This is a genomic window from Pseudomonas sp. SC11 (assembly GCF_047039205.1).
Lineage (GTDB): Bacteria > Pseudomonadota > Gammaproteobacteria > Pseudomonadales > Pseudomonadaceae > Aquipseudomonas > Aquipseudomonas boreofloridensis.
The window spans coordinates 5,135,572-5,155,410 of record NZ_CP178183.1 but is presented as its reverse complement, the minus strand read 5'-3'; the positions used below and the strand labels follow the sequence as shown (position 1 = coordinate 5,155,410).

The 19,839-nt window shown below is 61.4% G+C and carries 16 protein-coding genes and 1 pseudogene; 12 read left to right on the top strand and 5 right to left on the bottom strand.

Features of this window, described 5'->3' with window-relative positions; all coding sequences use genetic code 11:
- Positions 1 to 8: 8 nt before the first annotated feature.
- From ACK2SD_RS22950 to ACK2SD_RS22920, 7 genes are all read left to right on the top strand, one after another.
- Positions 9 to 3,026: a serine/threonine-protein kinase gene (locus tag ACK2SD_RS22950; protein WP_412462359.1), complete on the top strand. Its 3,018-nt coding sequence runs from the start codon at positions 9 to 11 to the stop codon at positions 3,024 to 3,026.
- Entirely contained in the window at positions 3,026 to 3,742 is a 717-nt protein-coding gene (locus ACK2SD_RS22945) for an ABC transporter ATP-binding protein (RefSeq protein ID WP_412460922.1), read from the top strand. Before ACK2SD_RS22950 ends, ACK2SD_RS22945 begins: the two co-directional genes overlap by 1 nt.
- The gene (locus tag ACK2SD_RS22940) at positions 3,742 to 4,956 is read left to right on the top strand and encodes an FtsX-like permease family protein (RefSeq protein WP_317870921.1); all 1,215 of its coding nucleotides are present in this window, start codon (positions 3,742 to 3,744) and stop codon (positions 4,954 to 4,956) included. The genes ACK2SD_RS22945 and ACK2SD_RS22940 overlap by 1 nt, the downstream gene beginning before the upstream one ends.
- 31 nt (positions 4,957 to 4,987) lie before the next feature.
- On the top strand, positions 4,988 to 6,748 hold the full coding sequence (locus ACK2SD_RS22935) for a formylglycine-generating enzyme family protein (RefSeq protein WP_412462358.1): 1,761 nt from the start codon (positions 4,988 to 4,990) through the stop codon (positions 6,746 to 6,748).
- 68 nt (positions 6,749 to 6,816) lie between these two features.
- The gene (gene tagQ, locus ACK2SD_RS22930; protein WP_039582648.1) at positions 6,817 to 7,734 is read left to right on the top strand and encodes a type VI secretion system-associated lipoprotein TagQ; all 918 of its coding nucleotides are present in this window, start codon (positions 6,817 to 6,819) and stop codon (positions 7,732 to 7,734) included.
- A gap of 127 nt (positions 7,735 to 7,861) precedes the next feature.
- Positions 7,862 to 8,764 carry a hypothetical protein gene (locus ACK2SD_RS22925; protein ID WP_039582649.1) on the top strand — a complete coding sequence of 301 codons (903 nt, stop codon included), beginning with the start codon at positions 7,862 to 7,864 and terminating at the stop codon, positions 8,762 to 8,764.
- A complete protein-coding gene (locus ACK2SD_RS22920) occupies positions 8,764 to 9,195 on the top strand; it encodes a hypothetical protein (protein ID WP_412460921.1) in 432 nt (143 codons plus the stop codon). Before ACK2SD_RS22925 ends, ACK2SD_RS22920 begins: the two co-directional genes overlap by 1 nt.
- Before the next feature lies 1 nt (position 9,196).
- On the opposite strand, the gene ACK2SD_RS22915 is transcribed toward ACK2SD_RS22920, so the two are convergent.
- Positions 9,197 to 10,564, bottom strand: a complete 1,368-nt coding sequence (locus ACK2SD_RS22915; protein ID WP_412460920.1) for an ATP-binding protein — start codon at positions 10,562 to 10,564, stop codon at positions 9,197 to 9,199.
- A 1-nt stretch (position 10,565) separates the two neighbouring features.
- A complete protein-coding gene (locus ACK2SD_RS22910; protein ID WP_412460919.1) occupies positions 10,566 to 11,282 on the bottom strand; it encodes a response regulator in 717 nt (238 codons plus the stop codon).
- A 136-nt stretch (positions 11,283 to 11,418) separates the two neighbouring features.
- Here ACK2SD_RS22910 and ACK2SD_RS22905 point away from each other — a divergent pair, with 136 nt between their 5' ends.
- Positions 11,419 to 13,716, top strand: a complete 2,298-nt coding sequence (locus ACK2SD_RS22905; RefSeq protein WP_412460918.1) for a TonB-dependent siderophore receptor — start codon at positions 11,419 to 11,421, stop codon at positions 13,714 to 13,716.
- A gap of 46 nt (positions 13,717 to 13,762) precedes the next feature.
- Here the strand turns inward: ACK2SD_RS22905 and ACK2SD_RS22900 are convergent, their stop codons facing one another.
- On the bottom strand, positions 13,763 to 13,972 hold the full coding sequence (locus tag ACK2SD_RS22900; protein ID WP_412460917.1) for a DUF3079 domain-containing protein: 210 nt from the start codon (positions 13,970 to 13,972) through the stop codon (positions 13,763 to 13,765).
- 384 nt (positions 13,973 to 14,356) lie between these two features.
- Between ACK2SD_RS22900 and ACK2SD_RS22895 the strand changes: the two genes are divergently transcribed.
- From ACK2SD_RS22895 to ACK2SD_RS22880, 4 genes and pseudogenes are all read left to right on the top strand, one after another.
- A complete protein-coding gene (locus tag ACK2SD_RS22895; protein WP_412460916.1) occupies positions 14,357 to 14,710 on the top strand; it encodes a type II toxin-antitoxin system HicB family antitoxin in 354 nt (117 codons plus the stop codon).
- 45 nt (positions 14,711 to 14,755) lie between these two features.
- A complete protein-coding gene (tnpB, locus tag ACK2SD_RS22890; protein ID WP_412460369.1) occupies positions 14,756 to 15,115 on the top strand; it encodes an IS66 family insertion sequence element accessory protein TnpB in 360 nt (119 codons plus the stop codon).
- A gap of 18 nt (positions 15,116 to 15,133) precedes the next feature.
- The gene (gene tnpC, locus ACK2SD_RS22885; protein WP_412460915.1) at positions 15,134 to 16,678 is read left to right on the top strand and encodes an IS66 family transposase; all 1,545 of its coding nucleotides are present in this window, start codon (positions 15,134 to 15,136) and stop codon (positions 16,676 to 16,678) included.
- A 46-nt stretch (positions 16,679 to 16,724) separates the two neighbouring features.
- Positions 16,725 to 16,823: pseudogene (locus ACK2SD_RS22880) on the top strand (type II toxin-antitoxin system HicB family antitoxin); the annotation flags it as partial.
- Positions 16,824 to 17,167: 344 nt separating this feature from the next.
- On the opposite strand, the gene ACK2SD_RS22875 reads toward ACK2SD_RS22880, so the two are convergent.
- A complete protein-coding gene (locus tag ACK2SD_RS22875; RefSeq protein ID WP_412460914.1) occupies positions 17,168 to 18,088 on the bottom strand; it encodes a hypothetical protein in 921 nt (306 codons plus the stop codon).
- A 69-nt stretch (positions 18,089 to 18,157) separates the two neighbouring features.
- On the bottom strand, positions 18,158 to 19,789 hold the full coding sequence (locus tag ACK2SD_RS22870) for a hypothetical protein (protein ID WP_412460913.1): 1,632 nt from the start codon (positions 19,787 to 19,789) through the stop codon (positions 18,158 to 18,160).
- Positions 19,790 to 19,839: the final 50 nt, after the last annotated feature.

Sequence of the window (19,839 nt, the reverse complement as noted above, 5' to 3'; positions counted from 1 at the left end):
AGAACGACATCGACATGCAGATCCCCGGTTTCGACATCGACGGCGAAATTGGCCAGGGCGCCATGGCCAGCGTCTACCTGGCCACCCAGCGTTCGCTGCAACGCAAGGTGGCGCTGAAGGTGATGGCGGCCAGCCTGGCGGCCGATCCGACCTTCTGCGAGCGCTTCCTGCGCGAAGGCCGCACCCTGGCGCGCCTGGCGCATCCGAACATCGCCACCATCCACGACATCGGCAATGTCGGCGAGCTGTACTACATGGCCATGGAGTACCTGCCGGCCGGCACGCTCAAGGAGCGCATCGCGGCGGGTTTGAGCGCCGAGCAGGGGCTGGTCTACGTGCGGCAGATGGCCCAGGCGCTGGGCTATGCCCATGCCCAGGGCCTGGTGCACCGCGATGTGAAACCGGCCAACATCCTGTTCCGCGCCGACGGCACTGCCGTGCTGTCGGACTTCGGCATCGCCAAGTCGCTGGATGACCACACCCAGTTCACCCAGGCCGGCTTCGCCATCGGCACGCCCAGCTACATGAGCCCGGAGCAGGCGCGCGGGCTCGAGATCGACGGGCGCGCCGACCTCTACGCGCTGGGCGTGGTGCTGTACGAAATCCTCGTCGGCAAGCTGCCGTACAACGGTGTCGACGCGCTGTCCACGGCGCTGGCGCACCTGACCGAACCACTGCCGGAACTGCCCATCGAGCACGGCCGTTATCAGGACATCCTGCACGGCTTGCTGGCCAAGGATCCTACTGCACGCTTCGCCGATGCCGACGCGCTATTGGCGGCGTTGGACCGTCTGCCCGCCGAGGGCGACAGCACGGTGTTCATGCCCGTGGCGAGCATCGGGCCGGACTCGGTGTCCGTGCCGGCGCCGGCGTTGGGCGGATTGACCCCGGTCTCCATCGACATTCCCCAGGCCGCTGCGCGCCCAGAGCCGATCAAACCGCCACCTCTCCAGCCCCAGCCCGCGCCCGCGCCGTCCAAGGCTGCGAAGAAAAAGCCTGCGGTCGCCCTGCTTGCGGTGGCCATCGCGGCGGCGCTGGGGTTGGCTGCCGGTGGCTACTGGCTGTTCAGTGGCGGTGACGAGCCTGCCGTCGAACCGCCGGGGGTGCAGACACCGTCTCACGCCCAGACACCGCCGCCTCTGACGACAGCCGCCACGGACGATCAGCGTCCGCTGCTCATGCCCGGCAAGAAGACGCTGTTCCAACGCGTGCTGACCAAGCCTGGTGCGCGTCTGGCCGACAGTCCTGGAGGTCAGGCGGGCGAGCCGCTGCCGGCGTTCTCGGTGCTCTACGTCTACCAGCGCAAGGACGTCGACGGTCAGTCCTGGGTGCAGGTCGGTGCTGCCAGCGACGGGCAGCGTGAAGGCTGGCTCGCCGCCGAGCAGACCAGTGACTGGAAGCAGAGCCTGGTGCTCAAGTTCACCGAACGCTCCGGCCGCGCGCCGGTGATGTTCATGCGTCAGCCCGACGATGTGCAGCAGTTGCTCGACGACAGCAACCGCGCCCGTGCGCAATTGCTCCAGGCGCAGAACGATCCGGCCCAGGCGCCCGAGGTGCTGGCGCTGGAGCCTACCGCCAACGCCGTGCCGCAAGACCAGTTCTACCTGATGCCGATCTTCGACTACCGCGAGAGCTTCGACGCCGACGGACAACCTGCGCAGTTGCTTAACATCGCCTCGATCGATCCCGGTGCGGGCGCGTCCGGCGAGGCCACCAACGCGTCCCAGACGCCTGCCACGGGCGCAGCCGACAACAACTTCCGTACCGGCATCGTGCTGGTGGTGGACACCTCGGTGTCGATGCAGCCCTACATCGACCGCGTGCGCCAGGTGGTCAGCGAATTGCAGGCGCAGTTGGCCGACCGCGGCGAACTGGACAGCGTCAGCTTCGGCCTGGTGGGCTTTCGCAACAGCATCAAGCGCACGCCGGGGCTGGAATACCTGAGCAAGACCCTGGTGACCCTGGACGAAGGCCGCGATCCGGCACGGTTCCTCAAGGCCGCCGCGCAGGTCAAGGCCACCACCGTCTCCAGCCAGTCGTTCAACGAGGATGCGTTTGCCGGCGTGATGCAGGCGGTCGAGGGCATGGACTGGTCCGGCTATGGCGGGCGCATCGTGCTGTTGGTCACCGATGCGGGCGCGCTGCGCAAGAGCGATCCGCAAAGCAGCACGCAGATGAACGAAGCCGAAGTCCGTCAGGCAGCGTTGAGCAAGCAGATCAAGATCTACGCGCTGCACCTGCGCACCCCCGCCGGAATCAAGAACCACGGTTCGGCCGAGCAGCAGTACCGCGTGCTCACCGCCGACAGCAACCCGCGCATTGGCGATCTCTACGTAGGCGTGCCGGGCGGTGAGGTGAATGCCTTCGGCGAACGGGTGCGGGAAATTGGTTCGACCTTTGCGGACCTGGTGCATCAGGTCCGCAGCCAGCAGCCGCAGCCGGTGCCGATGCTGGGCGCCGGCTCCAGCCTGGCGGCCAAGACCCAGGCGGTGGGCTACGCCATGCACATGGACTTCCTCGGCCGGCGTAGCGCCAGCCAGGCGCCGCAACTGGTCAGCGCCTGGACCGCCGACCGCGACCTGACCAACCCGGCGCTGCCAACCCTGCAAGTGTGCGTGATGCTCACCAAGCTGCAGCTCAACGACCTGCAGCAATCGCTCAAGCTGATCGTCGATGCCGCGCGCAAGACCCGCAGCTCGCCGGGCGACTTCTTCAACGAGATCGCCAGCGCCAGCGCCTACATGAGCCGCGACCCGAGTGCACTGAGCAAGGGCGCCAACCTGGCCCAGGGTGGCGTGCTCGGCGAGTACCTCGAAGGCCTGCCGTATCGCAGCAAGTCGTTGAGCATGACCCAGGACCTGTGGCTGTCGCTGTCGGTGGCCGAGCAGGAAGACTTCATCGACGAGCTGGAGTCGAAGATTCGCCTCTACGAAACCTTCCACAATGACATGGCCAACTGGGTGCGTTTCGGCAAGGCCGAGCCGGGCGACGCCTTGTACCGTGTCCCACTGTCGACGCTGCCGTGATGATCAACATGCAGGGGGTGCGCAAAACGCGCGGGCAGGGTGCCCAGCGCTACAGCCTGGAGATCGGCGAGCTGCATCTGGCGGCCGGTGCGCAGGTGGCGCTGGTCGGCCCCAGCGGCTGCGGCAAGAGCACCTTGCTCGATCTGCTGGCGCTGGTGCTGGCGCCGGACGCTGCCGAGCGTTTCAGTCTCGAACTGGACGGCGCTGCGCAGGACATCGCCGGGTTATGGCGGGCGCGCCAGCTCGATCGCCTGGCGGCGCTGCGCAGCCGCCATCTGGGCTATGTGCTGCAAGCGGGCGGCCTGCTCGGGTTTCTCGATGTGCGCGGCAACATTCGCCTGCCGCGCCAATTGCTCGGCCTGGCCGATGACGGTGGCGTGGAGCGGCTGGCGGCGGCGCTGGACGTCAGCGATCAGTTGGACAAGCGGCCGGCAGATCTCTCCTTGGGCCAGCGTCAGCGGGTCAGCTGTGCCCGTGCCCTGGTCCATGCACCGACGCTGTTGCTGGCCGACGAGCCGACCGCGGCGCTCGATCCGCTCAACGCCGAGCGGGTGATGCAGTTGCTGCTGCGCCAGGCCGAGGCGCACCGGGTGACCTGCGTGATCGCCACCCACGACGAGACGCTGGCGCGCAACGCCGGGCTGCGGGTGCTGCGCATGCAGTGCCGCCGCGATGCCGATGGCGGCGTCACCACCACCCTGGAGCAGGCCGCCTGATGCGCCCGCTGCTGATCGCCAGGCTGGCCTGGCAGGACTATCGCACCGACGCGCGGCTGTCGGCCTGCGCGGTGCTGGCGTTGGTGGCGGTGATCGCGCCGCTGCTGGTGCTGTTCGGTCTGAAGTTCGGCCTGATCGGCAGCCTGACCGAGCGCCTGCAACGCGACCCCGGTGTGCGCGAAATCATCGCGCTGGGCGGCGGGCGCTTTAGCGCCGAGTTCATCGCGCGCCTGGCAGCGCGCTCCGACGTGGCCTTCGCCATCCCGCGCACCCGGCAGATCGCTGCCACCGCCGAGCTGTTGCTGCCGGCGCAGGGGCGCGGGGTGACGGTCGAGATGCTGCCCACCGCAGCGGGCGATCCGCTGCTCGATGGCGCGGTGGCACCGGACCCCGCCGATCTGCGCGATGTGGTGCTGAGCTTCACCGCTGCAGAAAAGCTTGGCGCGCGGGCGGGCGATCGTCTGCTGGGCAGTTTCAATCGCCAGCAGGGCGGCGATGTGCAGTGGCGGCAGACGCCGTTGCATGTGCGTGCGGTGCTGCCGCTGGCGGCCTTCGAGCGCGACGGCCTGTTTGCCTCGCTGGCGTTGCTGGAGGCAGCCGAAGACTACCGCGACGGCCGCGCGGTGCCTGCGTTGGGCTGGAGCGGCGAGGCGCCGGACGCGGTGGCGGCTGCGGCGCGGGTCTATCCAGCGTTTCGCCTCTACGCCCGCACGCTCGACGATGTGGAGCCGCTGCGGCGCTTCTTCGCCGAGCGCAAGCTGCTGGTGTCGACCCAGGCCGCGCAGATCGCCCAGGTGCAGTCGCTGGGCCGCAACCTGGACCTGGTGTTCTGGATCATCGCCAGCCTGGCGGTGGCCGGCGCCGTAGCGGCCACGGCGGCGGGTGCGGTGGCGGCGGTGCAGCGCAAGCAGCGCGAACTGGCGGTGCTGCGCCTGCTGGGCCTGGGCACCGCCGCGCTGTTGCTGTTCGTGGTGTTGCAGGCCTTGTACAGCGGGTTGCTGGCGGTGTTATTGGCAACACTGTTGTACCTGCTGGCCGAGCAAGGCCTGAACCGCTTGTTCATGCAGGTGCCGGGTGAATACGCCGCGCATCTGCTGCCCATGCACTATCTCGTCGCGCTGCTGGCCGTGCTCTTGGCCAGCACCGCCGCCGCTGCCCTGGGCGGCTGGCGAGTGGCGCGGATCGACGCTTCGCAAGGAATTCGTGATGTGTAAATCAACCGCAGCGGCCCCGGCGCTGCTGAAGGTGCTGTCCCTGGTCGTGGCCGCGATGGCGCTGGGCGCCTGCTCCCCCGCCGATGGCGACGACAAGCCCAAATCCTCCTCCAGCGCCGCTGCGGCCACGCCCGACCCCGCAGCCCTGAGCAAGCTCGACAACCCCAAGCCGCTGCCGGACGACGTCAGCCTGCCGCTGCCGTGCGGCGGTGAAATCGTCTTCCGCCACGTCTACGTACTGGCCCAAGGCAGCCTCGACGACCGCGAGGTCAACCTGGGCTATCCCTTCAGCGAGGGCGAGGCGGGCTACAAGCAGTCGTTCATCTCCGGCTATCGCCGCGACTTCATCAACGGTCAGTTCAGCGTGAAGGACCTGTCGTCCGACTGGCAGAAACGGATCGCCAGCAGCCTGCCCAAGGTCGAGGCCGGCAGCCCGCTCAAGCCGATGATGTACTTCATCGGCAAATACGAAGTCACCGCGCGGCAGTACGCGCAGGTGATGGCCCAGGCCCAGTCGCTAGCCAGTGGCGAGGCGGCGCCGACCTGCGAGCCGGTCACCGAAGCGGCCGGGCGCCTGCCCAAGGTCAAGTTGTCGCGCTTCGAGGCCGAGCGCTTCGCGGCGGTGTACAGCGCCTGGTTGATGAAGCATCACCGCGACCTGCTGCCAGTCAGTGGCCGGGGCAGCAAGGCCGAGGACGGCGGCATCGGCTTCGTGCGCCTGCCCACTGAAGTGGAATGGGAATTCGCGGCCCGTGGCGGCTCGGCGGTCAGCCGCCAGCAGCTCGACGGTCGGTTGTTCCCGCGCCAGGTCGAGGGCAGCGACAGCGAGGGCCCGCTTGCCGACTGGGCGGTGTACAACCAAGTGGCCGGCGGCACCGGCCAGGCGGCGCGGCTGATGCCGATCGGCACCAAGCTGCCGAATCCGCTGGGGCTGTTCGATGTGATCGGCAATGCCGCCGAGATGGTCCAGGAGTCGTTCCAGTTGGTGCATGCCGGGCGTCGCCAGGGTGCCTATGGCGGCTTCGTGGTCAAGGGCGGCAACTACCTCGAAGGCGAAACCACACTGTTCACCGGCATGCGCCGCGAGTACCCGCTGTTCGGCGCCGACGGCACCGAGCAGCGCAACGAAACCACCGGCTTCCGGGTCGCCATCGGTGCGCTGTCGGCGCCGCGTTCGCGCTATCAGGAACTGTTCGAGCAGTGGCAGAAGGAAGGCCGATTGGCGGGCCTGACCGATGACATCGACGCCGCCGCCGACCCGACCCAACGCCTGGACAGCATCATCGCCGGCTCCGGCGATCCGCGCCTGCAAGCCGAGCTGGGCCTGGTCAACGAAGAACTCAAGCGCAATGTCTCGCTGATCGCCCGCCAGCGCGAGGAAGCGGCCGGCAACCTGATCCAGTCCGCCGCTTTGGTGGCCGAGACCATCAACAACTACAACATCCGCCTGACCAACCTGCAGAACACCCAGGCCAAGGCCCAGGCGGCGGGCGACCAGACCAGCGCCAAGCTGTACGGCGCGGCCATCGCCAACGGTCGCAGCGCGCTGGACGGCGCGCTGGCGATCTACATCGACAACCTGGCCAGCGGCACGCGCTACACCGATGCGGTGATCCAGGCGCAGTTCCAGCAGGTCAAGCAGGAACTGGAGCGCAAGCCGGTACTGGGCCGAAGCCTGGAGGCGCGCGCGACCCTGTTCGTTCGCCACGTCGGCGAATACCGCCAGAACCGGCGGGCCGACCCGGCGACGATTCTCAAGGAGCTGCTGGCCTCGGCCGCTCCACGACCCTGAACCCTTTGCCCAACCTCCGGCCGGCATGACGCTGGCCGGATTTGCACAACCCGAGAGAGAACCCGACCATGCGCATGAATCGCACCTCCCTGATCTCCGCTTCCAAGGCTCGAACTGCCCTGCTGCTCGCCGCCGGCTTCAGCACCGTGCTGCTGACCGGCTGCGCCGGCTCGCCGGTGTCCAAGGTGGGCGCCAGCACCAAGGTGGAGTACTACCCCAACTGCTACGAGCCGGTGCAGCACCTGCGCTCCACCGACGGTGACATGACCCGCTCGGTCGCCACCGGCGCGCTGCTGGGGGCTGTCGGCGGTGCCCTGACCGGTGCCATGGTCGATGGCGACAAGCGTGGCCGTAACGCTGCCATCGGCGCGGCCGGCGGTGCCCTGGTGGGCGGCGCGGCGGGGTACTACACCGAGCGTCAGAAGCAGATCAGCGACGACAAGCAGCGCATCGCCTCCTACGCCGCCGACATCGACAAGAGCGCCGCCGACCTGGACCGCACCACCCAGTACGCCAAGGCCTCGCAGTCGTGCTACCAGCGCGAGTTCGCCAGCCTGATCCAGAATCGCAAGGCCAACCGCATCAACGACACCGAAGGCCGCAAGCGCCTGGCTGAGATCGTCTCGGGCCTGCAGGAATCGAACAACCTGCTGACCGCCGTGAACGGTCGTCTGGGTGAGAACCTGAACAACTACACCCAGGCCTACGAGCAAGACCTCAAGCAAGTGGGCGTGCAGCGCTCGCAAGTGGTCGCTGCGGTCGAGCCGCCGAAGGCCACCGGCAAAGCGGCTGGCAAGAAAGCGTCGTCCAAGGCCAGCAGCACCGTGCCGAGCGAAGCCGTAGCCACCGAGAAGACCCTGCAGAACGCCAGCAGCAAGAAGGCCCAGGCCCAGCAAGTAGCCAAGGCCGGTACCGATCAGGTCAACAGCATGTGCCGCAACCCGGACATGGGCGACTGGGCACCGGTACCTTGCCCGAACGTTTGATGGGATGCCATGGGGGCGCTGCGCGCCCCTTTTCGCGACGCCGGTCCGCCCCGTGCGACCGGTGGCGCGTCGGGTGCAGCGCCGAGGTTTCAGGGGCTGCGCTGCGTGTTGAACGGGGACGCTTTCAATGACGGATCTTCTGGTCAATCAACTGGCCAACTCTTCGCAATTCATGGCGCGGCAGCGTCTTCAGTCACGTATCAATCTGCCGCAAATGTTCGCTGCCATCGATGCGGATCCGCGCATCGTGGGGGCTGGGGTGGTTTACGTAGATGCCGATTACAACGTCATCACCCTGCGTGAATTCCAGCCGATTTGCAGCATCAAGCCCAAGCGCGTGATTCTTCGTGAGATCAATAAGTACCAGACACCTGCACAGTACACAGAGCAGCTACAGAACAATCCGCGAGAAACACGCGTGGTGAAGGAGGCGGTCAACACGACGCTGTCTTGCGCAGGTGCAATCATCGGCTGGTGGGTGGTTTTCAGTGGCACCATTGCGGCGCCCTTCACAGCAGGCACCAGCTTGGTGCTGACGTACATCGGGGGAGCGGCAGCCACGGCGAGCACGGCCCAGTGCCTCATTGGCGGAGTACGTACGGTGCGTGAGGTCACTAATCCTGCAGCCAATGACGCAATGGACGACAGTAAGTGGTATCAGGCGACTTCCACGGTGCTTGATGCGGTCTCGCTCATGGGGGTAGGGGCTTCCGGCCTGACCACTCTCAAATACCTTCAGGTTCACAAGGCCGCGACGGGCCGCAGTTGGTTTGAATTGACCAGATCTCTCAGCCGTCAGCAGCGCAAGGCGTTGACCGATGAGTTGCTCTCGATCAAGCACCCGTCACTGACGCCCAAGCAGCTCAAGTTGCAGCAGGCCGCCGGGACCATGACCAAGCGATATACACCCACCCAGATCAACCACGCGACCCAGACACTGTTGCGCGACTCGCTGGGCGCATCGTTCGGCCTGGCGGGAAGTTCGACGGTACAGAGCATTGCCGTGGGGCTCTACGAGGAAATCGACTGATGACGAACTTCAGCGCTTTCCAAGCCTTCATGCGGCAGTACTTTCCCATCTTCCTGACGGGGCTGTTCGTTTCGATCCTATCGATGGTCTTGGCGGTTGCGCTGTGGGTCGATAATCATTGGCGCGACCACCCGGATAATTCCCTCTACACCCTGCTGACGTGTGGTGTGCTATCACTGCTGCTGTGTGTAGGTCACTTCGCGATGATTCGCGGCTTGGGCTGGGCGATATGGGTCGTGCTGTTATCGCTGGCACTCACTTGGCTGATGGCCTTGAGCCTCGTAGGCACGGGGTTGAGCCCAATTCTCTTGACCATTGTGACGGCGATGCCGTTGCTGGCGGTCCTGGTGTTGAACAGCTCGCGCCATCGCGAAATGCGCCGAGGCCTGGCGCATCTCCGCGAGCAGCGGCGCGCCGCGCGCAAACCCTGAATCACCGAGCTACCGTCACCGTCACCACCAGTCCGCCGGCTTCCCGATTCTCCAGATGCAACGCGCCGCCATGGCTGGCGGCGATGCGCTGGGCGATGCTCAGGCCCAGGCCGTAGCCGCCGGAGCGGTGGTTGCGCGAGGTCTCGCCACGGACGAAGGGTTCGGTGACGGTCGCCAGCAATGCCGGGTCGATACCGGGGCCGCGGTCTTCGATGTGGAGGCGTATATGTGTCGAGTCAGCGTCCAGTCGCAGCGTCACCTGGCGCCCATAGCGCAGCGCATTGACCAGCAGGTTCTGCAGGCAGCGCTGCATCAGCAACGCATCGACGCGCACCTTGCCGACACTGCCCTGCACCGGCAGCGGCTCCTCGGCGCTGGCCAAATCGGCGCACACCCGCGCCACCAGCCGGTCCAGGTCAACCTCTTGCAGGTTCTGCTGCTCCCCGGCATGCAGGTAATCGAGGACCTGGCCGATCATCGCGTCCATCTGCGCGATGTTCTGCTGTAGCCGTACCTTGTGCTCTCCGTCCTCGAGTCGTTCCAGGCGCAGCCGCATGCGCGTGAGCGGGGTGCGCAAGTCGTGGGACACGGCGGCGAGGAAGTAGGCCTTGTCGTTGACCATGGCGATCAGCCGCTGCTGCATGGCATTGAACGCCTGGGCGGCCTGGCGCACTTCCTCCGGGCCCTCGAGCGGCAGTGGCGGCTGTTCGAGGTTGCGGCCCAGGCCCAGCGCGGCGTCGGCCAGGCGCCGCAGCGGGCGCAGGCACAGGCGCACCGCCACCAGGCACACCAGCAGCACGGCCAGAATGCGCAGGGCATAGACCCGTAGCAGGTAGTCGCTGATCAGCACCCAGGCCGACTCACCGCTCCAGCCCTGCAACTCTTCGCCATCGACCAGCAGCCAGTGGCCGTCCTCCAGCGGTACGGCGAACTGCAAGTGCGCCTGGGCGATGCGCAGGCCGAACAGGCTGCGCCACAGCACCGGTCGGCCCAGTTCGTCGGTGAGCTGCAGTTTGAGCACGCGCGCCTTGAGCGCATGACCGAGTTCGTAGCTCAGGGCCTGATTGAGCAGCAGTTCGATGCGGTGGCGGCTGTGCGGGTCGTCGGCCTGTGGCGAGGGCAGCGATTCGGCGCAGCGCAGGTGATAGCGGGCTGGGATACGGGGTGGGGTGGCGTGGCAATCGGCCTGGGCGATCAACGGCGCGCTGCGCGCCGCGATCAGCCGCACCGGCGCTTCGAACACCTGGGCGAAGCGCACGTCGAACCAGATGCTGCTGGACACCAACTGCACCAGCAGCGTGCCGCTGATCATGATCAGCAGCAGTTGGCCGAACAGGGTACGGGGCCACAGCCGGCGCAGCAGGCGCACCTTAGACGCCCGGCCTCTGGGCGATGCTGAGCAGGTAGCCTTCGTTGCGGATGGTGAGGATCTGCGCGCTGCCCTCGGCGCCACGGCGCAGTTGCTGGCGCAGGCGGCTGATGCACATGTCCACCGAGCGGTCGTCGGGCAGGTGGTCGCGGCCGAAGGCGCTGCGGGTCAGGTGATCGCGCGACACCACACGGTCGTTGGCGTCCAGCAGTTCGCGCAGCACGCGGTAGTCGGAGCGGGGCAGGTTCAGGGTCTGGCCGTCGGGGAGGGTGAGCAGGCGCTTGATGTGGTCGAGGCTGAAGCCGGCGAAGCGCTGCAGGGACTGGGCCTGTTCTTCGGCAGGGGCGTCCAGGCGCTGGGGGCGGCGCAGCACCGCCTTGATCCGCGCCACCAGCTCGCGCGGCTCGAAGGGCTTGGCCAGGTAGTCGTCGGCGCCCACTTCCAGGCCGATGATGCGGTCCAGGGTGCTGCCCTTGGCCGAGAGCATGATCACCGCCAGGCCCGGTTGGGTTTGCAGGTAACGGCACAGGCTCAGGCCGTCTTCGCCGGGCAGCATCAGGTCGAGCACCACCAGCTCGACCTTGTGTTGCGCCAGTTGCTCGCGCATGCGCTCGCCGTCGGCGGCAGCCAGCACGTGGTAGCCGGCATCTGCCAGGTAATCGCAGAGAAGTTCGCGGATCTCGTCGTCGTCGTCGACGACCAGCAGGGTCGTGCTCATTGCAGGGGCACCTGTGTGGCGCGCGCTGGCGCGCCGTTACGTTCCATTACATGCCCGTACATGTCGGGCATGGAGCCCGGAGGGCACATCCCTAGAATCGTAGCAAAAACCATCTGCGAATACGAAACCTTCCCAAATGAACCCCCTGAATCTTTCCAGCGATTACGCACGCTCAAGCCGTGGCGGCAGTCGTCTCTCGCCGCTCGCCCTGTGCGTTGCCTTCAGCCTGTGCACCAGTGCCTACGCCGCCGACGGCCAGCCCATCGAACTGAGCGCGACCAGCATCGAGGACAGCGCGCTGCCCAGCGCCGACGCCACCGGGCAGCTTGGCTACACGGTCGAGAGCACACGCAGCTCCACCGGGCTCGATCTTACCCCACGCCAGACCCCGCAGTCGGTGACCACGATCACCCGTCAGCAAATGGACGACCGCGATGTGCACAGCATCGAGCAGGCGTTGGAGACGGCGCCGGGGATCAGCGTCAGCAAAATGGAAGTGGGCGGACGTACCGACTTCCGCGCCCGTGGCTACGCCATCACTAATTGGAAACTCGACGGCCTGCAATTTCCGGGCGGCTCGGACTTCAGCGGCAGCGGTAACGCCCTGAACCTCGACCTGTACGAGCGCATCGACATCGTTCGCGGCGCCAACGGCCTGCTCGGTGGCACGGGCGACCCGTCGGCCACCGTGAACCTGATTCGCAAGGCCCCGACCCGCACCTTCGGCGGCAGCGCCTACGCCACCTACGGCAGTTGGGACAAACGGCGCCTGGGCGCCGACCTCAACGTTCCGCTGTCCGAAGACGGCCGCCTGCGCTCGCGCTTCGTGGTCACCCAACAAGACGCCAACTCGTTCCGCGACAACGAGTCCCAGCGCGCCCGCGCCGCCTTGGCCAACTTCGAGTTCGACCTGGATGACGCCACCACCCTCGGCGCCGGCTACCAGTACGAGTACAACAAGGTGGTCGGCGGCGGCTGGGGCGCGAACATCCCGATCTGGTACGGCGACGGCAGCAAGACCCACCTGCCACGCAGCAGCAACGTGGTGCCGAGCTGGAGCTTCGGCGAATACATCACCCGCACCACCTTCGGCTCGCTGCAGCACCGCTTCGACAACGACTGGACCCTGGACCTCAAAGGCGCCCAGAGCACCACCGATGCGCTCAACCATCGCGGCCTGGCCAAGGTCAACTCATCGGGACGCGGGGTGTACGGCGGCTACTGGGACCAGGACGGCAGCGGCGCCGTGCTCAATGGTTTGCACAGCTCCAGCGACACCACCCAGCAATCAGCGCAGATCGACCTCTCCGGCCCGTTCCAACTGCTGGGTCGCACCCATCAGGCGATGGTCGGCTACAACGACAGCCGCACCGTGGCCTGGTCGCCGGAGTACACCTGCACCCTGACCAGCGCCAACCGCGTCAGCGCGCCGGCGCTGGGCTGTCAGTTCCGCGCCAACAACGGCTTCCCGCTGAGCAACTGGCTCAACGGCGTGGACAGCGACTACAACATGCTCGCCTCGCAAACCGGTCGCCACAGCAAGACCACCACGCGCTTGCAGGGCATGTACGCCGCCACCCGGCTGAGCATCACCGATCCGCTGTCCGTCATTCTCGGCGCCCGCGTGACCGACTATTCCTCGACCACACGCAGCGTCGGCGGCGTGCGCAGCAACCAGCAGAACAATGGCATCGTCACCCCCTACCTGGGCGCGGTGTATGACCTGAACGACACCTACTCGCTGTACGCCAGCTACACCGATATCTTCAATCCACAAACCCAGGAAACCGCCAGCGGCAGCAAGGTCGAGCCGATCCGTGGCCAGAGCTACGAAACCGGCCTGAAGGCCGCCTGGTTCGACGGTCGCCTCAACGCTTCGGCGGCGTACTTCCGCACCAAGCAGGAAAACAAGGCGGTCACCGACGGCGACCTGCTCACCCCGACCGGCGCCACGGCCTACAAGGCCGGCTCCGGCCAGGAAACCGACGGCATCGACCTGGAACTGGCCGGCGCCCTGACCGAAAACTGGAACGTCTACGGCGGCTACACCTACCTGCACTTCCGCCGCCTCGACAGCGACGGCCGCAGCGACCCGTCGCACCTGTTCAAGGCCTCCACCACCTATCGCCTGTCCGGCCCGCTGGACCGCCTGACCCTGGGCGCCGGCGTCACGGCGCAGACCAACATCCGCGCGCTGTCCACCCCGGCGGGGCAGCCGACCAACGGCGTAAGCCGCAGCGCCACTGACGTGAACTGGTCGGGTTATGCGATCTGGAACGCCATGGCCAAGTATCAGGTGACCGACGACACCAGCGTCAGCCTCAATGCCGACAACCTGTTCGACAAGCGGTATTACACCCGCTACGGGTTCTACGCGGGGGCGATCTATGGGGATCCGCGGAGTTTGTCGTTGACGGTGAGTACGAATTTTTGAGGTGATTCGGGTGAGGGTTGTTTAAATGTGTGTCGGCATGCCGGTCCTAGTGACCGGCATTGCTGTTTTTGGGGGACGGTGAAGTGGAGGGTGGATCGGGTTCGAACGTGGTCCAGTCTTCGCCGAACAGCTCGACGGGGTGCATCGTGCGGTCGGCGCCGTTGCCGCAGGCCAGGGATTTGGCGGGGCAGTAGAGGTCGCAGCCCCAACAGATGCGTTCGGGGTGGGCGGGGTGGGTGGGGAATTTTTTGGCCATGGGGAGTGGGAGGCTGGGGTGGGGAGTGTTGGATAGGGTAGGTGGGGGTGGTGAGTGTGGGGGTGATTGAGGTCAAGGAAGGGGGATTTTCTGCGTGAGGTGGAGGCTGTGAGCTCTGCTCGCTCTGTTTGGCTCTAGGGTTTAGCGGTGTAGGCCCGACACGTATGCATTAGTATGGTGTGTATGATGTGTATTATTTTTGATGTGTCATATCGCTGATTTAACGGGCATGCAGAGTGGTGGTTAGGACATGCGTCTGATCAGGCGCAACAGCTCCGGCGCGCTTTCTAAATCTGATCGCGGCACTGAAATATGGCCGGTTGTTGGTGCGGCTGTGCTGCACATCCATGGGGTGACCGGCTCCGCTTCCATCAGGAGAACTCAATGAAATTTCCAGTGGTGGTCCATAAGGACCCCGATTCTGACTACGGCGTGACCGTCCCGGATGCCCCCGGCTGCTTCAGCGGTGGCGAAACGGTCGAGGAAGCGCTGGATAACGTGCTCGAAGCCCTGGCGCTTTACTGCGAGGGCGCCATTGCTGAGGGAGAGCCCCTCCCCAATGGTCGGCCGATAGACGCACATCTGCACAATCCAGACTATGCAGGCGGTGTGTGGGCTGTAGTGGACTTCGACGTCACGCCGTACCTGGGTAAATCGGTACGCTTCAATGCGACCCTGCCCGAGCATCTGTTGCAGCGTAACCGCTCCATGAACCCCACATTCAAAGCGCGAAGCTGATCCCCAATGCTGTGCTCCCGATCTCTTTCTGGAGCCAGCCCCGTCATGATGCGACCCGACGCCAAAGTCGAAAAAGTCTATCTCTACCCCAAGCCCGTCGACTTCCGAAAGTCGATTGACGGCCTGGCCGCTCTGGTCGAACTGGATATCAAAGTGGCGGTGTTTGACCCCGTGCTTTTCGTGTTTATCAACAAGCCGCGCAACCGCGTGAAGATCCTCTACTGGGAACGAAACGGCTTCTGCCTTTGGCTCAAGCGCCTCGAATCCGAGCGTTTCAAAACATCGCCAGACGCCACCGACGAGGCGATCATTCTGACCGTCCAGGAACTCAACTGGCTGCTCGACGGTTTTGACCTCTGGCGTAATCGTCCTCATCAGGTTTTGACGCCGCGCTACGTGGCATGACCCGGTATAATCCGGGCCATGATTTCTCTGCCCGATGACCTTCCTGATGATCCTGTTTTGCTCAAGCAACTGTTGCTTGAGGCCCTCAATCGTCAGGAGGAAACCGCTCAGGCTTATCAGACTCACATCGTCGACCTGAAAGAACAGATCAAGCTGTTGCGTGACCGTCTGTTTGGACGCAAGTCCGAGCAATCCGTAGAACCCAACACGCCACAGTTGGCCTTGTTCAATGAGCCTGAAAGCGAGCCAATGCCGTTGGTTGGCGACGCCGATGAGGAAGTCGTTGCACCCACAGTGCGTCGTGGCAAACGCAAGCCGTTGTCAGCCAATCTGCCGCGTATCGAAGTCATCCACGAACTGCCCGAACACGAACTGACCTGTGCTTGCGGTTGCCGCAAACATGCCATCGGGGAAGAAACCAGTGAGCAACTGGATATCGTGCCGATGCAGATCCGGGTCATCACACATATCCGCAAGATCTACGCTTGCCGTGGCTGTGAAGCCGCACCGGTCACCGCCGACAAGCCCGCCCAGTTGATCGAGAAAAGCATGGCCAGTCCCAGCGTGCTGGCCATGCTACTGACCGCCAAGTATGTCGACGGTTTACCGTTGCATCGGTTTGAAACGGTACTCAGCCGGCACGGTATCGATATCCCTCGGCAAACGCTGGCACGCTGGGTGATCCAGTGCAGCGAGCATTTCCAGCCACTGCTTAATTTGATGCGTGATCGGTTGCTGGAAAGCCCAGTGATTCACTGCGATGAAACCCGTGTCCAGGTGTTGAAAGAACCGGATCGAGATCCGGCCAGTCAATCCTGGATGTGGGTGCAAGCCAGTGGCCCACCGGATCGAAAAGTTGTGCTGTTTGATTACACGTCCAGCCGTGCGCAGGAGGTGCCGTTGCGCTTGCTGGAAAGTTACCGTGGCTATGTCATGACTGATGATTACGCCGGCTATAACGCGTTGGCGTTGCAGCCGGGCGTGGAGCGACTGGCGTGCATGGCCCATGCGCGACGCAAGTTCGTGGACGCGCAAAAAGTGCAGCCCAAAGGTAAAACCGGACGGGCTGATATCGCGCTGGCGATGATCAACAAGCTGTACGGCATCGAGCGCGAGCTCAAGGACGTCAGTGATGAACAGCGGTTTACTGGTCGACAGGAGAAAAGTCTGCCGATCCTGACACAACTGAAAATCTGGCTAGATAAAACCCAGTCGCAGGTGACCGCACAAAGTGCGTTGGGCAAGGCAGTGCATTACCTGGCGAATAACTGGAGTCGACTGGAGCGCTATGTCGAAGCGGGTTACTTGCCCATCGATAACAATACGGCCGAAAGAGCGATCAAGCTGTTTGTCATAGGGCGCAAGGCCTGGCTGTTCAGCGACACCGTCAACGGCGCCAGTGCCAGCGCGAAGATCTACAGCCTGGTCGAGACCGCCAAGGTCAACGGCCAAGAGCCTTATACGTGGCTGCGCCACGTACTTGAACGGCTACCGCACGCCTCGTCCGTAGCAGACTACGAAGCGCTGTTACCGTGGAACTGCTCGCCAGAGATGCTACGGTAGCCCGTTACCCCACTGTTGGGCAGGTGGGGTTTATGGATCGCGTGCGTTGCAGCGGATTGATGACTATGTTGCTAATCATCCTGAGCAGAAAAGCCGGTCGGGGTTTTTGGCTTCGGCGGCTATGCGGGTGTTGTCTGAGATGTGACCGGGGGGCTAGTCTGTGGAAATCAAGTGCGGCACCAGGAGTCGAAAAAAACAATAACAATCTGAATTGTATGAATTTTGTTTTCAAGAGTTGGATGCTATATCTCTAAAAATATCCTTATGCGCTTACTTAATTTATGTATTAGCAAACAGAGCTAATTTGCAGCCAGTTGCCTTGAAGGCAAGGTTGCATACTCTATATCCATGAAAGAAGGGTGCTGAGCTATCCAAGCCAGCGAATGCGAAAGCTCAAAAAATGCTAACTTCCATAAGCGCCCTGTCGCCATACCTGAAGAGGGTGTGCCTGCTCGTCTATAAAAGAATAAGCTTAAAAAGAGGTCTGAATCAAATCCGTGAGCCTGCAGTTAGTAAAGATGAATGACCAGTGCCTTTATATATTTTCTTGCATACTGATATTAATTTTTTGCTGTCAGAATCTCTACCAAGTCCATGCCGAGGTAACCAGGAGACTAAATTGATCAACGCGGTCTTGTTACGAATCTGTGCAGCAATTTTTGATAGTTTTTCACGAGAGGTTCGATGTTCGGGATATCCAATCGAGTTAATAAAAGTCGCAATCAATAGGTGGAGACAGACAAGGCGATCCCAGCGAAAACGATTTTCTGTTGCTGATAACCCTTGAAAGAAAACGAAAACTTGTTCGACTTTGTCACCAAGCTCTAGAATGGCATTAGCTTTTAGAACTTCTCCATCCACTCCAATACAAATTTCGCAATACTCGCGCAAAGTGTCAGAGAAAAAATGGTCTACGGGATTAAATGTATCGTATTCCAGTCCGTGAAAAAGCTCAGTATCAGTCATGCACCAGTGCAGTGCTGCTACATATTTGACGAAAATCAAATCTTGCTTAGAGGCAATCCGCGCGTCAACGTAAACGGCTTGACGCTCGAATTCGCGAATAAGGGCAAAGACAGCAAGGAATCGGCAAACAAAACTATTAAGGTAATAATTTTCCGGACGCCTTAAATTTTCTGCAATTAACCACCCCTTGTCCTGGTTTGTGTATAGGTTCCATAGTCGATAATTTAGGCTGTTAGTTGAATGCAGCAAGCGGCCATGTGAGCGTCCAATGATCTGTCGGAGAGCTTTTCGTTGCTCGTGATCATAATCCGCGATGAGCTTTTTTCGGTGCTCCCGAACTCTGAAAGCATAAGCAACAAAGGCGGAGATTGTTGCTGATATTAGGGATGCTTGAAGAATAGTAGTGTTCGTTGATAAAAGATTTGATATCCAGGCTAAGTCCATTTTGAGCTGCTTTCGATAATGTGATGGAAAAATATAAAATTTGAGGGCTTGATAAAAACGCCTAGATATCTATCTGTTCGATGCTCCAGATAATTGCAGCGTATGCATTCCTTTTTCATAGTACGGCCCAACGCAATAGCCACTTTCATTTAGACCTGGATCAATCATGGATGTAGTCATGATTATCTGATATTTCTGCTCAACTCCCTCGAGTGAGCGGACTAGAAGTCTTTGGAAGTTTTGGCTCCGCTTCGGCCCCATTCCTTTGTCCTCTATATTGTCCATTAACAATAGACGAGGATATCTCATTTGTTCGTCCCAAATTGATTCCTGAAGAATCGCAAGGTGGAAGCTGTTTTTCATAATTGTTTCAGAGCTTGCTGAGAATTTTGATCTGCCGTCAACTAGCATTAAGTCTTTGCCAAAGTCGTACTCGAATTTTTCAGGATCTATGAAGTCGCTTTCAAAACCTCCGTCTTGCCTCAAAAGTGTGATCGTTCTTTCAGATAAATTGGATTCTAGTTTAGATTTCCTGGCTTCAGTTAAGTATGTATTCTTTTTTATTTCATCCTTTAAGTAAGATATTTTATTGTTTAGTTCGTCACGCGTTGATATGAGTTGTTCGACGCTAGAGACAAGTTTTATTTTGCTTTTTAAGTTCGCTATCCGTTCCTCAAGTGTTCCAATTCTAGAGGAAAGCGTATAGAGTTTCAGGACTTTGTCAGAGCTAAGCGTCAGCGCAGCTTTATGCTTAGACTTTAAGGTGTTAAGTTGATGAGATTCTACTTGTATATATCTGTCCGCCTCCTTTAATCGTGTCCGGAGCTCAGCTAGAACTGATTCACTTTCACGCTTCTGAAAATTTAAGTCATTCAGTGCCGCCAGGTAAGAGCTTTTTCTTTTTTCATCGTCTACTTCAGTTTTGCAAAGATGGCATGCTCCATTGCTTTGGGGCGAAATAGGAGATAGGCAACATGGGCAAAATTTAAATCTAACCTCCCCAAAAAAATCGTAGGTTGCTTGCGACTCTTGCAAGGACTTGAGTCTGAAGTCAATGGCTTTGATGAAAAGCTCTGATTCGACTACCTCATTTACTAACTCAACTCGCTTTGAGGTTCTGATGTCGATTTCTTTTGCCAAAGTTGATATTTGCTCCGCAACCTTGGTGGCGACCTCTTTAATTTCTGGGCTAGAGTTAGTATCTGGCTGCAGTGCTGTTTGCTGTCGTTCTGTTAATAGTTCAGATAGCTCAGTGTTCGCTTCTGTAATTTCTTTATCAAGGTGCTCAGCTCTCAGAACCCCTTCTGTAGGTGAGATATATTTGTAAATGGCTTCGAGCTGACCGTATATTTTGCTAAACTCTGCCTCGGCTTTAGATAGTTGCTGTCTTAGCCCATACGTACCCAGATCATCAACCCCGAGTAGGAAGTCTCCGATTGCTTGGCGCATGCTCGGCTTATCGAATGCAAGCTCAGCTTTAAGAATTTTATTCACTGGCGTGTCTTGATCTACATAAATCAAGCGTAGTATCTGGTGAATGGTTAGATTTGAATTGTCATCTGTTTGATGATGAGGCCAGCCGAATAGCTCAAAAATCTGTTGCGAAAAACTATGTTTGTTGGCGGTGCGAATTACACCGTATTGAATCCAGTCGGTATGATTTTTAACTGAGCTTTCGTAATCGCCAGGGAAAAACTGCATAGGCGGTTTATTTGCAGGTTCTATAGGTCTTGAAATTGTTAACGTATAAC

Excerpts from the sequence above, each read along its gene's own strand:
- ACK2SD_RS22945 (WP_412460922.1), top strand. The coding sequence starts at position 3,026 with ATGATCAACATGCAGGGGGTGCGCAAAACGCGCGGGCAGGGTGCCCAG.
- ACK2SD_RS22940 (WP_317870921.1), top strand. The coding sequence starts at position 3,742 with ATGCGCCCGCTGCTGATCGCCAGGCTGGCCTGGCAGGACTATCGCACC.
- tagQ (WP_039582648.1), top strand. The coding sequence starts at position 6,817 with ATGCGCATGAATCGCACCTCCCTGATCTCCGCTTCCAAGGCTCGAACT.
- ACK2SD_RS22925 (WP_039582649.1), top strand. The coding sequence starts at position 7,862 with ATGACGGATCTTCTGGTCAATCAACTGGCCAACTCTTCGCAATTCATG.
- ACK2SD_RS22920 (WP_412460921.1), top strand. The coding sequence starts at position 8,764 with ATGACGAACTTCAGCGCTTTCCAAGCCTTCATGCGGCAGTACTTTCCC.
- ACK2SD_RS22910 (WP_412460919.1), bottom strand. The coding sequence starts at position 11,282 with ATGAGCACGACCCTGCTGGTCGTCGACGACGACGACGAGATCCGCGAA.
- ACK2SD_RS22905 (WP_412460918.1), top strand. The coding sequence starts at position 11,419 with ATGAACCCCCTGAATCTTTCCAGCGATTACGCACGCTCAAGCCGTGGC.
- ACK2SD_RS22900 (WP_412460917.1), bottom strand. The coding sequence starts at position 13,972 with ATGGCCAAAAAATTCCCCACCCACCCCGCCCACCCCGAACGCATCTGT.
- ACK2SD_RS22895 (WP_412460916.1), top strand. The coding sequence starts at position 14,357 with ATGAAATTTCCAGTGGTGGTCCATAAGGACCCCGATTCTGACTACGGC.
- tnpB (WP_412460369.1), top strand. The coding sequence starts at position 14,756 with ATGATGCGACCCGACGCCAAAGTCGAAAAAGTCTATCTCTACCCCAAG.
- tnpC (WP_412460915.1), top strand. The coding sequence starts at position 15,134 with ATGATTTCTCTGCCCGATGACCTTCCTGATGATCCTGTTTTGCTCAAG.
- ACK2SD_RS22875 (WP_412460914.1), bottom strand. The coding sequence starts at position 18,088 with ATGGACTTAGCCTGGATATCAAATCTTTTATCAACGAACACTACTATT.
- ACK2SD_RS22870 (WP_412460913.1), bottom strand. The coding sequence starts at position 19,789 with ATGCAGTTTTTCCCTGGCGATTACGAAAGCTCAGTTAAAAATCATACC.